General features: G+C 41.6%; 19 protein-coding genes and 2 pseudogenes. 17 read left to right on the plus strand and 4 right to left on the minus strand.

The features are described 5' to 3' along the window. The first annotated feature begins 485 nt into the window (after window positions 1-485). Both CSV67_RS14220 and CSV67_RS14225 read left to right on the plus strand, forming a co-directional pair. Window positions 486-692 carry an ATPase gene (locus CSV67_RS14220; RefSeq protein ID WP_099632266.1) on the plus strand — a complete coding sequence of 69 codons (207 nt, stop codon included), beginning with the start codon at window positions 486-488 and terminating at the stop codon, window positions 690-692. A 38-nt stretch (window positions 693-730) separates the two neighbouring features. Beyond that, the gene (locus CSV67_RS14225; RefSeq protein ID WP_099632267.1) at window positions 731-1180 is read left to right on the plus strand and encodes an SgcJ/EcaC family oxidoreductase; all 450 of its coding nucleotides are present in this window, start codon (window positions 731-733) and stop codon (window positions 1178-1180) included. 147 nt (window positions 1181-1327) lie between these two features. Here the strand turns inward: CSV67_RS14225 and CSV67_RS14230 are convergent, their stop codons facing one another. Continuing rightward, a complete protein-coding gene (locus tag CSV67_RS14230) occupies window positions 1328-1753 on the minus strand; it encodes an SRPBCC family protein (protein WP_099632268.1) in 426 nt (141 codons plus the stop codon). 185 nt (window positions 1754-1938) lie between these two features. Between CSV67_RS14230 and CSV67_RS14235 the strand changes: the two genes are divergently transcribed. The 3 genes from CSV67_RS14235 to CSV67_RS14245 all read left to right on the plus strand — a co-directional run bounded on the left by CSV67_RS14235 (window position 1939) and on the right by CSV67_RS14245 (window position 4301). Then, entirely contained in the window at window positions 1939-2289 is a 351-nt protein-coding gene (locus tag CSV67_RS14235) for a PD-(D/E)XK nuclease family transposase (protein ID WP_158232955.1), read from the plus strand. Between the two features lie 532 nt (window positions 2290-2821). Then, complete coding sequence (locus CSV67_RS14240; RefSeq protein ID WP_099632270.1) at window positions 2822-3403, plus strand: uracil-DNA glycosylase; 582 nt, start codon at window positions 2822-2824, stop codon at window positions 3401-3403. Between the two features lie 640 nt (window positions 3404-4043). Next, entirely contained in the window at window positions 4044-4301 is a 258-nt protein-coding gene (locus tag CSV67_RS14245; RefSeq protein WP_099632271.1) for a helix-turn-helix domain-containing protein, read from the plus strand. A gap of 212 nt (window positions 4302-4513) precedes the next feature. Here the strand turns inward: CSV67_RS14245 and CSV67_RS14250 are convergent, their stop codons facing one another. After that, window positions 4514-5653, minus strand: a complete 1140-nt coding sequence (locus tag CSV67_RS14250) for a zinc-dependent alcohol dehydrogenase (RefSeq protein ID WP_099632341.1) — start codon at window positions 5651-5653, stop codon at window positions 4514-4516. Between the two features lie 513 nt (window positions 5654-6166). Between CSV67_RS14250 and CSV67_RS16710 the strand changes: the two genes are divergently transcribed. Both CSV67_RS16710 and CSV67_RS14255 read left to right on the plus strand, forming a co-directional pair. Continuing rightward, window positions 6167-6316 carry a hypothetical protein gene (locus CSV67_RS16710; protein ID WP_158232956.1) on the plus strand — a complete coding sequence of 50 codons (150 nt, stop codon included), beginning with the start codon at window positions 6167-6169 and terminating at the stop codon, window positions 6314-6316. Further along, a complete protein-coding gene (locus CSV67_RS14255; RefSeq protein ID WP_099632272.1) occupies window positions 6317-8233 on the plus strand; it encodes a methyl-accepting chemotaxis protein in 1917 nt (638 codons plus the stop codon). Between the two features lie 768 nt (window positions 8234-9001). On the opposite strand, the pseudogene CSV67_RS17185 reads toward CSV67_RS14255, so the two are convergent. Together CSV67_RS17185 and CSV67_RS17145 are read right to left on the minus strand one after the other, a co-directional pair. After that, a pseudogene (locus CSV67_RS17185) lies at window positions 9002-9385 on the minus strand (AAA-type ATPase lid domain-containing protein); the annotation flags it as partial. Window positions 9386-9397: 12 nt separating this feature from the next. Further along, a complete protein-coding gene (locus CSV67_RS17145) occupies window positions 9398-9496 on the minus strand; it encodes a sigma 54-interacting transcriptional regulator (RefSeq protein ID WP_099632274.1) in 99 nt (32 codons plus the stop codon). Window positions 9497-9790: 294 nt separating this feature from the next. On the opposite strand from CSV67_RS17145, the pseudogene CSV67_RS14270 reads away from it, so the two are divergent. The 10 genes and pseudogenes from CSV67_RS14270 to CSV67_RS14315 all read left to right on the plus strand — a co-directional run. Beyond that, window positions 9791-10092: pseudogene (locus tag CSV67_RS14270) on the plus strand (NAD(P)/FAD-dependent oxidoreductase); the annotation flags it as partial. A gap of 192 nt (window positions 10093-10284) precedes the next feature. Continuing rightward, on the plus strand, window positions 10285-10464 hold the full coding sequence (locus tag CSV67_RS14275) for a ferredoxin (RefSeq protein ID WP_099632275.1): 180 nt from the start codon (window positions 10285-10287) through the stop codon (window positions 10462-10464). A gap of 100 nt (window positions 10465-10564) precedes the next feature. Further along, entirely contained in the window at window positions 10565-11659 is a 1095-nt protein-coding gene (locus tag CSV67_RS14280) for an aromatic ring-hydroxylating oxygenase subunit alpha (RefSeq protein ID WP_099632276.1), read from the plus strand. After that, window positions 11652-11834: an isocitrate/isopropylmalate family dehydrogenase gene (locus CSV67_RS17150; protein WP_369803189.1), complete on the plus strand. Its 183-nt coding sequence runs from the start codon at window positions 11652-11654 to the stop codon at window positions 11832-11834. The genes CSV67_RS14280 and CSV67_RS17150 overlap by 8 nt, the downstream gene beginning before the upstream one ends. A gap of 203 nt (window positions 11835-12037) precedes the next feature. Continuing rightward, a complete protein-coding gene (locus tag CSV67_RS14290; protein ID WP_099632277.1) occupies window positions 12038-13654 on the plus strand; it encodes a BCCT family transporter in 1617 nt (538 codons plus the stop codon). Between the two features lie 338 nt (window positions 13655-13992). Then, a complete protein-coding gene (locus tag CSV67_RS14295) occupies window positions 13993-14826 on the plus strand; it encodes a squalene/phytoene synthase family protein (RefSeq protein ID WP_099632278.1) in 834 nt (277 codons plus the stop codon). Between the two features lie 25 nt (window positions 14827-14851). Next, the gene (locus tag CSV67_RS14300; protein WP_369803190.1) at window positions 14852-16621 is read left to right on the plus strand and encodes a LytS/YhcK type 5TM receptor domain-containing protein; all 1770 of its coding nucleotides are present in this window, start codon (window positions 14852-14854) and stop codon (window positions 16619-16621) included. Next, the gene (locus CSV67_RS14305) at window positions 16587-17318 is read left to right on the plus strand and encodes a LytR/AlgR family response regulator transcription factor (protein WP_099632280.1); all 732 of its coding nucleotides are present in this window, start codon (window positions 16587-16589) and stop codon (window positions 17316-17318) included. The genes CSV67_RS14300 and CSV67_RS14305 overlap by 35 nt, the downstream gene beginning before the upstream one ends. A gap of 139 nt (window positions 17319-17457) precedes the next feature. Then, window positions 17458-18912: a carbon starvation CstA family protein gene (locus CSV67_RS14310; protein ID WP_099632281.1), complete on the plus strand. Its 1455-nt coding sequence runs from the start codon at window positions 17458-17460 to the stop codon at window positions 18910-18912. A gap of 214 nt (window positions 18913-19126) precedes the next feature. Continuing rightward, on the plus strand, window positions 19127-19582 hold the full coding sequence (locus tag CSV67_RS14315) for a helix-turn-helix transcriptional regulator (protein WP_099632282.1): 456 nt from the start codon (window positions 19127-19129) through the stop codon (window positions 19580-19582). The last annotated feature ends 36 nt before the right edge of the window (window positions 19583-19618 follow it).

The raw sequence follows: 19618 nt of genomic DNA on the forward strand, positions 1-19618 counted from the left end.
TCTCCAGAAAAAGTCTACAGGTGTACAAACGAATTCTTTTGAAAGGGAATACCACGCTTGTGTGATTCTAAACAGGCTGTGAAAGATGCGGTGGAAAAAGGTCGTGAAGCAGAGCCTTATTGATGAACTGGCTAAACCCTTAATTCACTAGATATAGAAAAAATAGCACCTATATAGGCAGCAAACGCTATGGTGGATGTAAAAGCGTTTCTGCCGTATATAGGTGTTTTATAAATGGCCCATCTCCTATCCACTTGTTCGATCACTATGAACCTTTCAATTTTGCTGATTTCGGCTTCAGTTATACGCTGAGCCTCATATCTTAATAACAGAGTAGTTAGAAAGTTTGCTAGAAAAATGATATACTTTATATTACGAAGCATGAGAAAACAAAGCGAATGTAATTCTCAACATAACGGATTGAAATACGATGATCAGATAGAAGCATCACGTACAGCCCATTAAAAAGCTTGGGAGGTGACGATATGAATAATTCCTTTTGGATTCCGTTACTGGTTTCATTTGGAACGATGATATTCCTATATTTACTAGGCTTTGTAGCGAATATAGAAATTCTACTATTTAAACTTTCACTGTCACATACTGAAATTTCACTGCTTCCTATTGTTGTGGGTATGGTAATGGGGTTTATAAGTGAACGTATAATTAAGTGGAGAGCACGTGCCAATTAACAAGGGGAAGATCTTCTATACAGAGGGGAGCGTACTGCATGAATATCTTTAAAGTAGATGAAGTCACTAGTCTTTATTGGAGGCTGATAGAAGCGTGGAACAAACGTGATGCAAAAGGAATGGCCGAATTATTCACGGGATCTGGAATTCAAATTGGTTTTGATGGAAGTAAGCTGATTGGACGAGAGGAAATCTTATCGCACCTCGCATCGATCTTTGAAAACCATCCCACTGCCCCTTTTGTAACTAAAGTTCAGGATGTTCGTGCAATAGGAACTGATACGGCAATCGTGCAAGCCATTGCAGGTATGATTCCTCCTGGAAAAACAGATATTGAGCCCACACTAAATGCCCAACAAATTCTAGTTGCAGTAAACAAAGATGGCAATTGGCTAATTGAGCTCTTCCAAAATACTCCCGCACAATTTCATGGGAGACCAGAGTTAGTTGAACAAATGACAGATGAGTTAAGGCAATTGATTAAATAGCTATAAAATAAAAGAACCGAGAGATGTACATTTCATACTCTCGGTTCCACTTATGGCGAATAGTAGGTTTCTTTCAATAGTTCTGGATTAAGCATATACCGGTTTTCACGTCCGACCTTCTAGCTTGCTTAGATGGATTCGCAACACTTACCCCTGTAGTACGGTAGGAAGTTTCTCTTTGACAATCCGTTCCCAACCACTGTCCATAAATCCGCGAATGACTGCGTGTGGTTGTTCAAATTCAGTTACTTTATTTGCATCCCAGCCAGCATGTATTAATGTAAGCTCCGTTTCCTCATCGCTCAACTTCTTTAATTCAATGAAAACATGCCAATCTTTACCCCAATCAAAGCCCAAACGGGTAGGTGGATCAAGTTCTGTTACTTTGCAAAGGGAGTCCCCGTATTGCCCTGTATGAAGTACAAATTCTTGACCTTCAATTGGTTGAAGGGAATTTGGCATCCACCACGCCGCCATACCTTCTGACGTAGAAACAGCTTGCCATACTTTTTCTAGCGGTGCAGTAAGTCTAACGGTTTTACGGATATCTTCTAATTTCTCCTGTGAATTCATCATGCATACCTCCCATTTAGTTAACACTTCTAGATGTCATATAGTATACCATCATAAGTGTGATGCCAACAGTTTTCATTTATCCCAAATAAGTCTTGATTTTACGTTGTACTGTGTGTAAACGCTTTACAGAAGATGTTAGGAACATCGCGATGATAAATATAAGGTACCAGGTCCACCAAACGATGATCAATCGTTACAGGACCGAGTACCTCTTATTCATTGAAATACCTAAGCTACTTGCACATTGGTATGATGAAAAGCTGGATCCGTGGAATGATGTATTGGTTCGCTGGTTGCTTCTGTTAAGTATCGTAGACCAAAGAAAACAACATATATATGAAGATATCTACAAAGAACTGGAGGCGATTGCGATGACTGACAAACATTTGCAAGAGGCATTTACAAGTTGGAATGAAATGAGTTTGGATTCAGACGGACGATTTGCCTATGAAGTTCGCTTAAAACAAGTTCTAGATCAGGAAGTAGCAGTAAATGAAGCGAAGTGGCGAGAAGAGAAGGCTAGGAAGGGATAGAAAAGGGAATAGAGAAGGGGAAAATAGGTGAAAAAGAACATATAGCACGTAATCTTCTACTGAAAAAACTAGATGTAGAAATCGAGGTTGAAACAACGGGGTTATCGTTAGAGCGCGTACAAGAGTTGAAAGCGGAATTAGAAATGCAATAAAACGCGTTATGACTTGTTGTAAATTGAAAGGACGTCTACTCTTGATCTTTAAAAGGTTGGGTGTAGATGTCTTTTTAGTTTGTATAAATGATTTCAAGTAATTTGAAACTATTCGTGGTATTGGATTTATGTCAATATCCTGGACACAAAAATGTTAAGTCATTGTCAGAAGTACAGTTTATAGAGGTCGTTCCAGAAAAATGTGTAGGTAGGGTGAATCATCTTCCTCTGTCATCCCTGCAATAGGAAGATTTTCATCAAACGCTCCGCACGACAACGTTCTATCCAACGTGCATTCCCAATGACTGGACATGTGTCAATGAATCAAGGTATGTATGCATGTAGAAAGGGAATGCTGAAAACCTAGGAGCGTGAATAAGATGAATTCTAGTTGTTCAGAAAGTTGGCGGGAAGATCCGACGCCAAAAAGTCAGCAAGATTGCCAAGAGTGTGGGCTATATAACCAAGGTTCTCGTATGGTTTGGGGAGAAGGAAATCCGAAAGCGTCGATCATGATCATTCTTGATAATCCAGGCGCACTAGAAGATCGTGAAGGGAATCGAATGGTTTGCGGAACGCGCCAAACTTTAAGACAGACCTTATCAACTGTGGGTTTAGAGGAAGAGTTGCTGTACGTGACATATATTCTGAAACGACGGCCCCTTCGTAAATATGACAAAGAGAGAGTGCGATCAGTTTGCATTCATCATCTCGAAGCTCAATTAGAACAACAACAACCTTCCCTTGTCGTCTGTTTAGGCAATGTAGCAGTTCAATCATTTTTTCAAAATCCTGAAGTGGATGTCAAAGGCTTGCGTGGAGAATGGCATGAAGTGAGGGGATTTAAAACTGCAGTTGCGTATCATCCCCTTGCAGTAAGACGTCGTCCAAATCTCGCGCCGATGTTTGAGGAAGATTTATCGTTTGTAGCGAGGGCATTTCTTGAGTTGAACAGAGTATAGTGTTTATTTCTAATCGCCAAATACTCTGTCCGTCCCGTTGCCGGCTAATTTCTGTTTGTTCTACTAATTGTTTTACTACTTTACATTGTGTAACTTTTTGGGATTGACGAATGAAGGCGTGATGACAGTCGATAGGGAGAAAATCAATCAGAAAAAGATCACTTAGCAGATGTCTAGTGAAAAATACCTCCCAACATATAAATGGAAAAGACGTCTACTCATGACCCCAGCGCAGGATGGGGAGTAGGCGCCTTTTCAATGTATAGGTAAAAGCTGTATGACACAAATCCTGAAACTTCCGCGATATAAACTGTTTTCATTCACTAATAAATAAGACGGATAGGATGAGTATTGGAAATGACAATTAGGGATATCGCTAATAGTATTCTGAGTAAAAATCGTGTATATTGAATTTACAGTTAATTATGTTTAGGTTCGATCACTTATCCTTGTTGCTTTCTACTCAATAAAATGCATTTATTCACATTATGTTAATTGTATTTTTGTTAGATGTTAGTAATCAAAGTCTTTTGTACTATACTGTTAGACTGAAAATTATTTCACTTATTATTATGAAGGATATATAAGAATTACAGATGTTTTTTTACATAATTTATCATTAGATAAGGCGGCGATTTATTTGAACGATTTTGGAAAACACTTGCACCTATTACGCAAACAAGCACAGATGTCTTTACGTTATTTAGCGGAGCGCGTGAACCTCAGCTACTCCTTCATTGATTCTTTGGAAAAAGGCATATATATGCCTACACGTGAAGTAGTTTGTACATTGGCAGAAGAACTAGAAACAGATGTAGATGAACTGCTGGATTTAGCAAGTTATATGCCGAATGAAACCGTGAAAAAAATATATGCTTTTTCGAATGATAGAGATTAATCTAGAATCATTTTGCTTGAAAGTGATCAACTGAACATGCGCATATCGCTTGTGTATGTTGATCTATCGTCGATCACATCCTTTCAAACATTTGTGGAAAGCGCCTATATTTTAAAGTAATCATCATTATATTCAGATAAGCAGGGGTAGGGTATCGCTTTTTTTAAAAAACCCGTTCCCCGATAGTATTCGGTAAACGGGTTCTACTGGTCTTATGGTTTCAAGATGACCTTGATGCATTCATCCTCGTGTTGATAAAATGTATCATATGCCTTCGAAGCGTCTTCAAGCGGCAAGATATGGGTGATGATATCGGTTGGATCGATTTCTCCATTCGTGATTTTGTCGAACAGCATCGGCATATAATGCACGACCGGTGCTTGACCCATTCGCATATTGACATTGCGTTCAAATATGAAACCAAGCGGGAACATATTGTAAAGCGATCCATATACACCCGTCAGCTGAATCGTGCCGAATTTCCGGACAGACTGATAGGCAATTTCGATGGCGCTCAGTGTACCGCCCTGAACTTTCATTTTCTGTCCAACTTTCTCGAGAATGTTTTTCTTCCCATCCATTCCGACGCAGTCAATGACAACGTCTGCACCGCCTTTTGTCAACTCTTTCATTTGTTGCCCAATTCCATCTACTTCATCAAAATTAAATATTTCCACGTTATTCGTATTCTTCGCGTGCTGCAGTCGGTAGGGGACATGATCGATTGCGATGACCCGTTCCGCCCCTTTCATCCAGGCGAATTTCTGCGTCAATAATCCGACAGGCCCGGAGCCTAGGACAATAACGGTGTCTCCCTTTTTTACACCTGCATGCTCCACACTCCAGTAAGCTGTTGGAAGAATATCGGATAGAAACAACAAGGATTCATCCGGCAGTTCACAGCTTTCAGGAATGACAAACGGAATGAAGTTTCCGTATGGTACGCGTAAATACTCGGCTTGACCGCCTGGATAATTCCCGTAGCGCTCGGTAAAACCGAAATAACCGCCTGTGTCCACTTCGGGGTTCGGGTTCGAATTGTCACACTGGCTTTCTAATTCATGCTGACAAAAGAAACATTCGCCGCATGAGACATTAAAGGGGATGATGACACGGTCGCCTTTCTTTACTTTCGTCACTTCGGCTCCAGTTTCTACGACAATACCCATAGGCTCATGCCCAATTACGTAGTCTTTATGAGCCGGCAATGCCCCTGTATAAATATGCAAATCCGACCCGCAAATGGCTGTAGAAGTAATTTTGACGATGATATCATCCGGCTTTTCAATACGTGGGGCGTCTACCTTTTTCACTTTAATGTCTTTCGCGCCTTGATACGTAACCGCTCTCATCATATGCAATCCTCTCCTTTTTTTAAACTTACCCATTTTTAAAATACTTAATCATCTTTGGTTACGATTACAATTCTGACTCATTCGTTGGTATTGTAGAATGACGTCTATACTTCCTAGCGTAGTTGTACGCTAAACGTCCCAAAAGCGGCGTGTCGGCTTTGGAGGTAGTTGGGAGTTGGTGAATAAGGTACCTGCGGGAGAACCAATCGAGAATGTGTCAACACGGGTGACTTTTTTAAGTACTTGTAATTGTGGGTATATTTGGTATAATTCGATATTGAAAAGTTTGTTTATTACGAGATATAAAGGAAAGTCTAATGTTCCTTCAAGTCACCATAATTTGGCTGTTGTCAGAAGACTAAATAGTAGTAGTGGGAAAATTGTTTTGATTTTTCCACGTACTTTTTTATTCGCTCTGTATTAGGTCTTTAGAATCGAGTCCTTACTCCCGTTAAATTAAACTTACATCACTTTTTCACAATATGAATACGCGGAGTGGAGGCATAGCAATTGTTAAAAAAATTTAGAGGCATACAAGCACAGTTTATCATTACTTCAGCTATTGGAATTGTAATTACTTTATTGCTGGTCGGTGGGATCATCAGCTATCAAATTACGAGGCAAGCAAAAACAGATTTTCTGGATAATTCAAAAGAATAAATGAAAGTCGTCGAGAAGTCCATAGACATTTTTTACAGTCAAATAGACCGGGACATTCAAATGATGGTACAGAATCCATTAGTAAAGCAAATAGATGCTTCAATTACAACCTACAAGGACAATCCTCAAGAGGTACAAATGACGCCATCTAAAAATGGCGGAATAGAACAACAGATTTATGATGTGTTTAAGTTGTATGGAGAAACCCATCCAGAGACGCTGTATGTATATCTTGCAACTAAAGATGGAGCCTATTTGCAGTGGCCTGAAACAAAGGTAAACGAACAGTATGATCCAAGAAATAGAGGATGGTATCAAGCAGCTGAAGAAGGCAATGGAAAGATCGCCAGGACTGCTCCCTATTTAGACTCAATTGCAAATGCCATGGTGACTAGTAATGTGCGCACTTTAACGGATCAGAATGGCGCAGTATTGGGGACGTTGGGAATTGATGTTCAGCAGTCCGTTGTAAGTGACATGTTAAATGAAATGAAACAAGGTAATACAGGGTTTTCCATGATTGTACATGATACAGGAATTATTATGGCGGATGGAAATAATCCTGAAAATAACTTCAAAAGCATAGATGAAGTGGACATTGAAGGGTTAAAAGAGATTTCATCAAAAGAATTGGAACCTTTCTATGCAACTATTAAAGATAAGAAATACTTGGTTTCTCCGTATAAAGTGGCGAATACAGATTGGATTTTAGCTTCATTTATGTCAGAGGAAGAATTGACAGCCGGGGCAAAAGAGATGATTAAAACAATTATATTCATTTCCTTGATAGTACTCGTTTTGATCCTAGTATTGAATACACTTAGTGCAAGATACATTACTACACCGATTATTAAGTCGGCGCAAAGTTTACAAACGATTGCGCACGGCGACTTTACTGAAGAAATTGACGCGAAATACTTGGCTAGAAAAGATGAGATTGGGACGATTTCGAGAAGTATTCATGATATGAAAAATTCACTCAGGCATTTGGTTGAAGAGGTCATCCTTGTATCAAATGATGTGACGGGCGAAAGTGAAGAACTTACACAATATGCGGATGAGGTAACAGCAGGCAGTCAGCAAATCGCGACCACAATGATCGAGTTGACCAACGGAGCAGAGGTTCAGGCGGATTCATCTTCAGCACTGAACGAACAGGTGAGTCAGTTTACTAAAGAAATTACAAAAGTCGCGGAGAAAGGGGAAGATGTAAAAAATCAATCGAACGTCATGCTCAAGATGACGGATAACGGAAATGAAAACATGGAAGAATCCATTCGAAAAATGAATCAGATCAATGAAAAGATGGAACGTTCACTCTTCACGGTAAAAGGATTAACTAACAAGACGAACGAAATTACTAAGCTGGTTAAAGTGATCGAAGAAATTGCGGAACAAACGAATTTACTGGCATTGAACGCAGCAATCGAGGCGGCACGTGCGGGGGAACAAGGAAAAGGATTTGCAGTTGTAGCCAATGAAGTTAGAAAACTTGCAGAACAGGTCGGTAATTCTATTTCCGAAATTACCACAATTGTCACGGACATTCAAACGGAATCCAATCATGTCGCCAGATCACTGGATGAAGGGTATGGCCTAGTGAATGAAGGATCGAGCCAAATCCAAACTACTGGGGATACATTTAAAGTTCTTCAAGAAACTATTCGATCGGTAGGTACTCAAATTGAAGGCATGTCCTCCACTCTATATCAAGTGTTAGACAACACAAGGTCTATTAATGATTCGATTGAAAATATAGCGGCTGCTTCTGAAGAATCAGTGGCAGGTGTTGAGCAGGTATCGGCAACTGCACAACAATCCAGTAGTTCTATGAATGAAGTATCCGGCAGTGCAAGGTCACTGGAAGAAAGTGCGGCGAGTCTAAATGAACTGATTAAGCAGTTCAAAATAAGTTAAACTGAGTTAAGAAGAGAATAATTGCATGCCTGGCTTTCATCCTAATTTTCATCAAAAGTAACCATTTCGCATTGAGGTTAAGGTGACCGCTCTTTTGAAAAAATTACTATAGCCCATACGCTCTTCCAACTGTTGACAGTTATAATGGACTGGATGTTCACGCATCCAGTCTTTTTAGTTTATCATTCTTTCGAATTAGCAAATTCCTTGACCTTCAAGTACACCTTAATGTTTATTTATGCTGATTAAATAATTTGCTGCGAAGTATAGGTTAACTAATGATATGATTTGGTTTTATGAAGGATGTATTGAAGCGTGTGAGACTGCTATAGAAACGTATTTTTGAGATTCTATTCAGCTGATCGTCTTCCATGCACATACTGATCCAGAATTTCATTCAGATGCATCTACGAATCCAGTGTCTGCAAAGCTGTCCTGTAAGTTTGTGCCTGCTCAGAAAGGCGAACAAGTCGGAACCTATTTCTTCGCCAAACGTATTGTCGATCAGAAACTGGCTGAGCGACTGCTAGAATTTCTTACCACGTCTGATCCTGGATGATACGCCGGAGCTGGAGAAGGTTGATAGTTATTCTGCCGATGGAAAATCGATCGTGCTCCTAACATGGAGGCTGTATCATAAAGAATCCATGAATTCACATATCGTAAAAGCGTTCGTCGAGTTTATGGAAAAGGAATTCAATACGTAAAACGGGCTGCCGCTCGGGACGGAAATCGTCTCAAGGGCAGCTCGTTTTTATGGTTCAGTCTTCACTTTGGCGGTCTTAGCGGGGAAGCATTGGACTGGCTGATCTTCAGGTCTTCTGCCACTGCCCTCGATGAGCTGAACTTCTCATACGATCTTCTAATCATGGTGCGGGTTATATTATCCAGCGCACTGTCCAATGAATTCGAAAAGAGCAGTTCGAGAAGTTCCTCCACTTTCTCCAAAATAATCTCCGCCAGATCGTCAAACCCGATGACTGCTTCACTCATGATGACTAGGCGCTCCATCAGATTTTCCAGCTGGCGCACATTGCCCGGCCATGAATAATGGTACAGAACGATTAACCATTCTTCAGAAATGATTGTTGTTGAATGATATTTTCCATTGAATTTGCTTAGGAAACTATAGATCAGTGGAATACGATCTTCTCTTCGTTCGCGCTACAACGGTATCTGAATATCGATCACATTGAGCCTGTAGTATAAATTTTCCCGGAACATTTTATTTTTCACCATTTGTAGCAAGTCCCGATTGGTCACCGCTTTTCATGCTCTTTGTTTTCGGGCATTTTAATCACCTTTCTGCTGTTTGATCTGAGTCAATTTTGAAAATACCGCGTATTTTTTGAGTCAATTCCGACTCGAATTTGAATGAATTGTAACAACATTATGAAGATAAAACGACAGAGTCCTTATTCCTATTGATATTTTAATAGTTGGCATAATAATTGCATTAATAATTGGGGAGATTTTGTGATGAGGCATAAATGAGGTAATTCCCTAATTGCTTCGTACCAAATCGCTGTATATAAAGTAGTTATTAGGAGGTATGAACTGGGTAGAACAGCCGAGGCTAGTGATATTACAATTATTGGAGGCGGTCCGGTCGGTTTATTTACAGCGTTTTATGCAGGACTTCGGCAACTGTCCGTAATAGTCATTGAGAGCCTGCCATAGCTTGCAGCACTGTATCCTGAAAAAATATGTATGATATTGCTGGTTTCCATAAGGTGAGGGCTCAGGAGCTGGTGGATCATCTGGTTGAACAGATGAATCAATTTAAAACTACCATCTACTTGGGTGAAACGGTAATACAAGTCAAGAAAGAAAATGAAGGCGTTTTCAAATTGACTACAAAAGTAAAGCCGATTGCATCAGCATTTGGAGAAGCACCTGTTTCCGTAAGCAGTGCCAAGGTGTATATCGATCCAACAGCGAAAATTCAACCTATGCATAGCACTAGCCTTATGGGAGATAAGGAAGAAACTCCAAAAAAATGACCTTCAGAGATAACTGATTATTTTGATTTCCGGAGCAGGAGCAAGATAATGGCGCCATTTACCATGGTGAAGAGAAATATTTGCATCGCGTTTGGAGCATATAACCTAGTCGCACCGGACGTATTAGATCATACAGCTGACAGCTTCGCATTTGCTTTGCTGGATGACAACGAAGGAGTCACTGAAGCACTTGAAGATTTGATTGAAGGCTTGGTTGGGTGCTTTTAAATGATGTCCGAGCCACTCTATCAAATTGGCAGAAACACCATTCGCGTGTCAGAGAATTAAAGCTAGCTAAAATATGAGAAACCTAAAGGGGGAATGAGAAATGGCATATAACAAAGTGCAGAACGCTACAGAAAGAACATTCGAAAGAACGATGCCTTATAATTTATTTACAGACCCAAGCGTATTGGAAAAAGAAAGAGAAATGATTTTCGCAAAGAGCTGGCAATTGGTCGGTCATGTGAGCCAAGTAGAGAAGAAAGGTGCATTTTTCACTGCTGAAATTGGCGACGATCCGATTATCATTATTCGTGGAACTGATGATGTCCTTCGCGCATTCTATAATGTTTGTCCACACAGAGCAACAAAACTTGAAAAAACTGAATCAGGCAAGAAGAAAATTTTACAATGTTCGTACCATGGCTGGACATTCAAAACAGACGGTAAATTAAATAAAGCACCTAACTTCCGAAGTGAAGAAGATGCGGCTTGTGTACAAGATGCTTGCCTGCGTTCTGTCAGAATGGAAGTAATCGAATCTTTAATTTTCGTTAACCTGGATGACAACGCAAAACCACTGGCAGAATCATACGGAGACTTCTTTGACCGTTTAAGTAAGTTCGAATTTCTGAGTGGTTTGCAATTCACACATCGTAAATCTCGTCATATCAAAGCGAATTGGAAAGCCTTTGTTGAAAACTACTTGGAATGTGATCATTGTCACGTGGCACACCCGAGCTTCATTGATACATTGGATATGGATAATTATCAGATCATTACATGTGAGAACTATTCCCTTCAAGGCACAATGGTAAAACCTGATAAGCAATACGGAGAAGTGAATCTGGATGAGGCGGAAATGCAAGGCGGCTCATTCTTCTGGTTATGGCCGAACTTGATGCTTACCATTTATCCGGGACCCGCTAATATGGCCACGATTCAATTGATACCAATCGATCATGAAAATACTGAAATCGTTTATACGTACTATTTTAAAGAAGACAGCCTAGACAAATTATCTCAAGAAGAGAAAGACTTGATGACATTCGCGGAGCAAGTTCGCTTTGAAGACATCGAATTAGTTGAATTGGGACAATTAGGATTCAAATCAAGTGCATTCGAAAAAGGCCGCTACTCTCAATCTGAACAAGCAATCGTTCAATTCCATGAAATGGTTCTCGAGGCGCTTAATGAATAGATTTCTTGATAGAACAATGTTCGAACCGGTTCACGGATCGGCGCCGGATATTGTAGGAAAAGAAATGGGGAATCCGTTGGCGACGATCTGGTCAGCCAGTCAACTGCTCGATCATTTCGGTTATGAGCAATACGACAAAAAAGTTATAGATGCTATTGAACAACTTCTAGTATAGAATAAAGTTCTCACACCTGATATGCAGGAAGCTCCTCAACATCGGGTGTAGGTGATCGCTTGACTGCCTTATTTGAGAAATCTAGTACATCACGCGTTTAAGATAACTTATCGGTGTATTTTCTACACTGATGGTTTTCTTTAATAATGACTCTATATGAAGTAAAATGAGAATGAATCATAGAAGACTAAGGGAGTGTATACATGAGATTTGAGACCATTGATAAAAAGATATTGGCGATTGCTTTATCCTTGATTGCGGCGTTGACTGTTCCTATTTTAATAAATCCCGTCAAAGGGACTACGTTTTTAAATACCGTCCTTCATTCCATCACAACAAACTTCGGTCCCATGTACTTATGGGTTTGTTTAGGGATATTTGGCTTCTTGCTTTGGTTGGCTTTTGGCAAGTTGGGCAAAATTAGATTAGGTAATACGAAGCCAGAGTTTTCAACATTTAGCTGGCTGGCATTAATTTTCACTGCTGGAATCGGTTCGGGTATCATGTATTGGGGAATTATTGAATGGGCTTACTACTATTCCAGTCCTCCATACGGCATGGCGGCAGAAACCGTGGAAGCAGCAAGTTTTGCCTCTACATATGGAATGTTTCACTGGGGATTCTCTGCGTGGGCTATCTATTGCGTTCCTTCCATCCCGATCGCATACGCAGTATATGTCAAAGGTCAAAAATCCTATCGATTGAGTACAGCATGCCGTGGAATCATCGGGGACAAAGCGGATGGTTTACTTGGGAAAATAATTGACGTATGCTTCATGTTCGGTCTAATCGGCGGTATTGGAACATCCTTAGCACTTGGTACCCCCTTGCTCGCTGAAGGAGTCCATTCACTCTTTGGTGTAGAGAAAACGCTTACACTTAATTTAGTGATTGTCGTTACATTGATGATCTTTTTCTGTATCTGTCTTTATTTCGGACTGAAAAAAGGATTGAAGCTTTTAAGCGACTGGAATCTTTACCTATATATCGCGATTGCGATTTTCATCTTCATCTTTGGTCCAACGATGTTTATTATTGCGAGCTTTACGGACAGTGTCGGTGTTCTATTCCAAAACTTCTTTAGAATGAGCCTGTACACAGATCCGGTGGGGAAATCAGGATTCAGTGACGCTTGGACAATTTTCTATTGGGGATGGTGGTTCTCATATGCTCCATTCACAGGTATGTTCGCTGCTCGTATTTCGAAAGGTCGTACGATTAAAGGTTTAATACTAGGGCAGTTAGTGGGCGGAACATTGGGCTGCTGGTTGGCCTTTGCGATCTTCGGAAACACAGGTATGTACTTCCAACTTAATAATATTGTTCCCGTACTCGATATCTTACAAAATGAAGGTGCACCTGCCGCTATATTAGCTATCTTGAATGAGCTTCCGCTAGGCGGAGTCGTTATGGTGCTGTATTTACTGGTTGCCGCCATTTTCTTGGCGACAACTGTTAACTCGGCTGCTTATACGTTATCAGACGTAGCGTCTATTAATTTGAAAGAAGGCGAGGAGCCAGCACGTTGGTATCGTGTATTCTGGGGAATCGTTCTAACAAGCATCTCAATCGTTCTCATGTATGGTGACGGCTTGGAGGCTTTACAGACACTTTCCATTATCACGGCATTACCGCTCGTTTTCATTATGTTATTAATGATTATGTCATTTATGAAATGGGTACGTCAGGGTGAATTAGATGGTGTCCATGTTTATGATGGTGCACCATTTGACGAGCCAAAAGAGCAGACGGTTGAAATTACGATTGACCGTAGCAGGAAAGAGTCCAGTAGAGTTGTTGAAAAGGAAAACTTGATTTAATTTCAGTAGATAGAACAGGCAGCAGAAAACAATAAATACACAATATCCGGGGACCCAATTCGCATATGGATTGGTGTCCCTTTTTTGACGGGAAGGATAATTCAGTAGATCGTCTTGGTCTGGCACCCATTTAGTATTCTTTTGAATTCCATTATGGCACAACACGTTATATAGTATCTGTATATACGTGTATCATTTCCGGAACTTGGTAAATGCATTTCGCAACTAGTTTTCCACCTCCAACATCTTTCCAGTCGCATGCCTAAGACAATCAATGCTATAATAAACACATTCTATATAATCACTACCTGTGCGAAGATTGATGGAGGGAACCTTACATGAAAACTGAAGCGAAACTACAAAAAGAAGCAATGAAAGTCCTAAAAGAGACAAGCCGTACATTCTATATACCTATTAAATTACTTGAACCAAACGTTAGAGAAGCCGTCGCGTCTGCGTACTTGTGTATGCGCGCAATCGACGAAATTGAAGACCATGAACAACTGGACGTACATATCGTCATGGATTTACTGAACAAAGTAAGCGATATACTAGACCGCATGATTGCAACAGGTGAATCGATGGCGTCTGCACTGGACGAGTTATTCGCACCGTACCGGGATCAGTTGCCTGAAGTGACGTTGCGCTTAGCTGACTGGGTAGAGTTCTGTCCAGACACGGCACGTACTAAAGTACTCGAATCGACTGCGATCATGGGCCGTGGCATGGCGAAGTGGGCAGGCAAGGACTGGGTGATTGAGACGCGTGAGGATCTTGATGATTATACGTACTATGTTGCGGGACTCGTTGGCGTTATGCTTGCGGATATTTGGCGCTGGTATGATGGCACGGAGACGGATCGTGACTTAGCCATTGGCTTTGGCCGTGGCTTGCAGTCTGTTAATATTCTTCGCAACTACAAGGAAGACGCTGTGCGTGATGTGAACTTCTTCCCGAATGACTGGAAGTTGCCGGAAATGTTTGCGTATGCTGAAGAAAATTTGGCCCTCGCTGATGCGTATATTGAAGACATCCATACGAAGACGATTTTGAACTTCTGTAATATTCCGTTGGCACTAGCGCATAGTACACTCGATGCGCTTAAAGAAGGACGCGAGAAGATGTCACGTATGGAAGTCGTAGCGGTTGTGAACAAGGCGATTAAAAAGTAGTTTTTGTTAATCAAATGAATGGAGGATGGCGATGCTCGATTTACTGATCATTATGTTTGAACGGGTCGGAATGATTGTGGCGGTCGCTTTCCTTCTGACTCGTTTTCGCTTTTTCCAACATATGATCCATCAAGATGTATTGGACCGTCGGCAAGAGCTGACGGCGATACTCTTTTTTGGATTGTTTGGGATTTTCGGAACGTATTTCGGTGTAGCACTGGATATGCAGACGTTTCATTTTGAAAATATGTCATGGCAACTCACTACCGATGAGGCGATTGCGAATTCCCGTGTGATCGGGGTAGTCGTCGCAGGATTGCTTGGTGGATATCGACTTGGGATTGGCGCTGGACTCATCGCTGGGATACACCGGATGTCTTTAGGTGGATTCACGGCTTTTTCGTGTGGCGTATCCACTATAATTTCAGGTATTCTTGCAGGCTACTTCTATAAAAAGGGCAAGCCTATTCGTCCGCTTTTGGCATTCACGATTGGTGCAGCTGCGGAAGCGTTGCAAATGGTGCTCATAGTTGTATTAGCAGAGCCGTTTGAGAAAGCAGTCGCATTGGTTCAAACGATTGGTTTGCCGATGATTTTGGCAAATGGAATGGGTGCTGCATTATTTATGCTAATTGCGTATAACGTCATCAGTGATCAGGAAAAAGTGACCGCGTTGCAAGCGCAGAAAACATTGCGTATCGCGGATCAGACGCTCGGCTATTTACGGACAGGTATGCGAAAGGAAACAGCTCAGGCGGTGTGCGGTATTCTCTTAGATGAGTTGAAACCAGGTGCTGTCGCGATGACGGATAAAACGGATATTCTCGCATATGTCGGATCCGGGGGTACGATGATGCAAGGCCCGATCCAGACAGATATTACGCGTCAAGTGATCCGGGAAGGTCGGCTCATTGTCACGGATTCTGTCACCCATGACCATCCGAGTGTATCTGCATCAGGTGCCATCGTCATTGCACCACTTAAAACGCGCGGTGAAACGATTGGAACATTGAAGCTATTTTATCCTTCACGTACAGCGATTACCGATGTCACGATTGAATTAATTGCGGGACTTGCTGAACTACTCAGCAATCAACTTGAAATTGCCGAAGCGGATCATGCCTATCAACTAGCTAAAGAAGCAGAAATCCAAGCGTTGCAGGCGCAAATTAGTCCACATTTCTTGTTTAACTCGATGAATATTATTCTTTCATTGATACGAACAAATCCGGATGAAGCGCGTAAACTGCTGTCGTCGCTGTCATTCTTCTTGCGTCAGAATCTTGAAGGTACGACGGTGAAGATGGTAACGTTACAGCAAGAACTTGCGCACGTCAAAGCGTATTTGATGATAGAAGAAGCACGTTTCATTGATAAATTGAAGATTTGTATCGACGTGGATCCGAACGTTCTGCAGGAGAAGATTCCGCCATTGACGTTGCAACCGATCGTTGAAAACGCGATGACGCACGGTATTAAGGATTTGGACGCAAATGCAATGGTCCACATTTCAATACATGAAATAGGCGATGCCATTCATATTATGGTAGAAGACAACGGTGAGGGAATTGTTCCAGAGCGGCTCGCTATACTTGGACGAGAGAAAATCCAATCTGAAAAAGGTACCGGGCTCGGTCTCTATAACGTTAACCGACGCCTACAGATGACGTTCGATAAAAATTCAGGACTCACAATAGAAAGTACACAGAATGAAGGGACGAAGATTTCATTCCACATTCCGAAATCGGAGGTGAACGGATATGACGGAAACGATTCGCGTATTAGTCGTAGATGATGAAAGGTACGCGCGCGAAGAAATGCTGTATTTGCTTGGACGATTTGATGGAGTAAAGGTTGTCGGAGAAGCGGATTCAGGGGAGTCGGCGATTATCAAGGCGATGCAGCTACAGCCTGACGTCGTGTTCCTTGATATCGAGATGCCAAAAGTGGATGGAATGGAAGTCGCCAAGACGCTAGGCGCATTGAAAAAAGTACCGCTGATCGTCTTCGCGACGGCTTATCCGCAATTCGCGGCAGAAGCGTTTCGTGTCCATGCGATGGATTATTTACTGAAGCCGTATGATGAAGAGCAATTGCGGCAGACGATTGCGCGTGTAAAAGAGTTGCTGCAGCGGACACAACTCGACACATCACCGAAACGAATGGGTCGATTGCCCGTCGAAACGGAAGGCGAAATCCACTATATCCCGGTCAGCGATATTCTTTATGTCCACCGAGAAGAAAACTGGACGAAGATCGTTACGCCTACGCGTGATTATGAAACGCGCATGACATTGAAAGATCTCGAGAACAAATTGACCTATTCATCGTTCTTCCGCATCCATAAAAGTATTCTCGTGAACCTCGTACATGTCAGTAGCTTGACGCCTTGGTTCAATGGAGCGTATCAGTTAGAAGTAGATCAGCGCCCGGAGAAATTGTCAGTTAGCCGAAATTATGTCAAAGAATTACGGCAACGCCTCGAAGGATAAAAAAATCTCGTAACATGTTAATCTCTCGGAGTGCATCTTACCTCGCGATTTTGACATGTTACGAGATTTTGTCATAGTTCGGACATCTTTCTATTATAGTTGATGTAAGCGTTATCAATACTAGGGAGGGAAAAAGGCAATGATTACATTTTTATTTTCTATCGTATTATTAATAGTTGGTTACTTTACGTATGGTAAGTATATCGTCAAAATGTTTGGCGTTAAAGAAGAACGTCCTACGCCGGCGTATACGAGCGCGGACGGAGTCGATTACGTGCCGATGAGCACAAACAAGAACTCATTGATTCAATTACTAAATATCGCAGGAGTTGGCCCGATTTTCGGACCGATTATGGGTGCGTTATACGGCCCGGTCGCATTTGTTTGGATTGTCGTCGGTGCGATTTTTGCAGGCGCTGTACATGATTATCTGACAGGTATGATTTCAATCCGAAACCGCGGTGCACACTTGCCTGAACTGGCAGGAAAATTCCTCGGCAAAGCGATGAAACATATTGTCAATGCGTTTGCGTTATTATTACTCGTCTTGGTCGGTACGGTATTCGTTTCCGCACCAGCAGGATTGCTATACAACCTCATGAATGGTTGGATGGCAATGGGAATCATCGTGGCTCTTATTTTCCTTTATTATATTTTGGCGACACTATTACCGATCGATAAAATCATCGGTCGTTTCTATCCAATCTTCGGTGCGCTACTTGTGATCAGTGCAGTCGGTATCGGCGGCATGATGGTCATTAAAGGTGTTCCGATTCCTGAATTGACATTTGCGAACTTACATCCTGATAATATTCCGATCTTCCCGTTATTATTCTTAACGATATCATGTGGAGCGCTTTCTGGTTTCCATGCGACACAGTCTCCAATTATTTCCCGGACAACGAAGAATGAAAACCAAGGTCGCAAAATTTTCTACGGCATGATGATTGCAGAAGCAATTATCGCGATGATTTGGGCAGCGGCTGGTATGGCGTTGTTTAACGGTGTGACATTGAGTGAATTGCTTGCGGCTGGTGGACCGGCAGTTATTGTTAGTGAAGTATCTATCACGATGCTAGGTGCTATCGGTGGAACACTTGCGGTGATTGGTGTCATCATCCTACCGATCACATCAGGCGACACGGCATTCCGTAGTGCACGCATGATTGTTGCGGACTATATCAAGTATCCGCAAGCGAAAATCATGAGCCGTCTATGGATCGCGATTCCGATGTTCGCTATTTCGATTGCACTGACTCAAGTAGATTTCAACATTCTATGGCGCTACTTCTCTTGGGCGAATCAGTCCACGGCGGTCATTGCGTTATTTGTAGGTGCAATGTATCTCTTCATTGCCGGTAAGAACTACTGGGTCGCACTCATACCCGGAACATTCATGCTGATGGCTACGACGACGTATATATTGAATGCCGCCATTGGATTCGGCTTACCGATGAATGTGTCCATAATCGGAGCGACTGTCATCTCGATCTTCCTAGTGGCCTTGTTCTTCAACGCTGCGGTAAAAGCTCGAGCTGCACAAATTCCGCTAGAAGAAGATATTACGAATTGGGATTCTACCAGAACTATTTAATACGCTATACACAACCTGTTGAACTTCGGTTCTGCAGGTTTTTTCTATGGGGATTTATCTAGTGATACTAGTTGTGATACACTGCTTATAGAGATAAAAGCTATTTTACACGAATGAAGACAAAACACACAAAAGGCGGTTGTATCACACGTAAAATAACTAAAGTGATTAAATGTGTAAATATACACTTTAAATGTAAAGGTGGAATAAAACGTTGAATAAGCAGACAGTCATTGACTTAGTGTCACCCCGCTTGAAGTTAATCCGAACAGAAATGGAGTATACGCAAGATCAAATGGCGGAGATTATAGGCATTTCAAAGAAGACTTTAGTACAGTTAGAGAAAGGCCGCCAAGAAATTGGTTGGGCAACAGCGGTAGTAGTTTGTGCGCTATTTCGCGAGAGTGCTTTGTTGCGCTCGGTCATGGGAGAAGACCCGATTGAGTTAGCTGAAATAGCAGTACATGAAGAGATTCATTCACGACAAACAGCCGCCAGTGCGTCGATTAATTGGTGGACGGAAATCGGGCAATGGCAGCAATATCAATTGCAACAGCATACCGCAGGTGGACATTATCGTATTATCGGTGCTGATCAAAGACGTTTATTCAGTACGGGAGACCGCGAAAAAGCTTTGGCCGAATTCAAAAAATATATGGACATGTTATAATAATTATATGAAAATAATGCATGAAAAACAGAATAA

It is taken from the genome of Sporosarcina sp. P2, assembly GCF_002743255.1.
Lineage (GTDB): Bacteria > Bacillota > Bacilli > Bacillales_A > Planococcaceae > Sporosarcina.

Bases quoted from the DNA above. Each gene is read 5' to 3' on its own strand.
- CSV67_RS14230 (WP_099632268.1), bottom strand. From the start codon at position 1,753: ATGAATTCACAGGAGAAATTAGAAGATATCCGTAAAACCGTTAGACTT.
- CSV67_RS14220 (WP_099632266.1), top strand. From the start codon at position 486: ATGAATAATTCCTTTTGGATTCCGTTACTGGTTTCATTTGGAACGATG.
- CSV67_RS14305 (WP_099632280.1), top strand. From the start codon at position 16,587: ATGACGGAAACGATTCGCGTATTAGTCGTAGATGATGAAAGGTACGCG.
- CSV67_RS14275 (WP_099632275.1), top strand. From the start codon at position 10,285: ATGGCGCCATTTACCATGGTGAAGAGAAATATTTGCATCGCGTTTGGA.
- CSV67_RS14280 (WP_099632276.1), top strand. From the start codon at position 10,565: ATGGCATATAACAAAGTGCAGAACGCTACAGAAAGAACATTCGAAAGA.
- CSV67_RS14290 (WP_099632277.1), top strand. From the start codon at position 12,038: ATGAGATTTGAGACCATTGATAAAAAGATATTGGCGATTGCTTTATCC.
- CSV67_RS14255 (WP_099632272.1), top strand. From the start codon at position 6,317: ATGAAAGTCGTCGAGAAGTCCATAGACATTTTTTACAGTCAAATAGAC.
- CSV67_RS17150 (WP_369803189.1), top strand. From the start codon at position 11,652: ATGAATAGATTTCTTGATAGAACAATGTTCGAACCGGTTCACGGATCG.
- CSV67_RS14250 (WP_099632341.1), bottom strand. From the start codon at position 5,653: ATGAGAGCGGTTACGTATCAAGGCGCGAAAGACATTAAAGTGAAAAAG.
- CSV67_RS14240 (WP_099632270.1), top strand. From the start codon at position 2,822: ATGAATTCTAGTTGTTCAGAAAGTTGGCGGGAAGATCCGACGCCAAAA.
- CSV67_RS14295 (WP_099632278.1), top strand. From the start codon at position 13,993: ATGAAAACTGAAGCGAAACTACAAAAAGAAGCAATGAAAGTCCTAAAA.
- CSV67_RS14310 (WP_099632281.1), top strand. From the start codon at position 17,458: ATGATTACATTTTTATTTTCTATCGTATTATTAATAGTTGGTTACTTT.
- CSV67_RS14235 (WP_158232955.1), top strand. From the start codon at position 1,939: ATGATCAATCGTTACAGGACCGAGTACCTCTTATTCATTGAAATACCT.
- CSV67_RS14225 (WP_099632267.1), top strand. From the start codon at position 731: ATGAATATCTTTAAAGTAGATGAAGTCACTAGTCTTTATTGGAGGCTG.
- CSV67_RS14300 (WP_369803190.1), top strand. From the start codon at position 14,852: ATGGCGATGCTCGATTTACTGATCATTATGTTTGAACGGGTCGGAATG.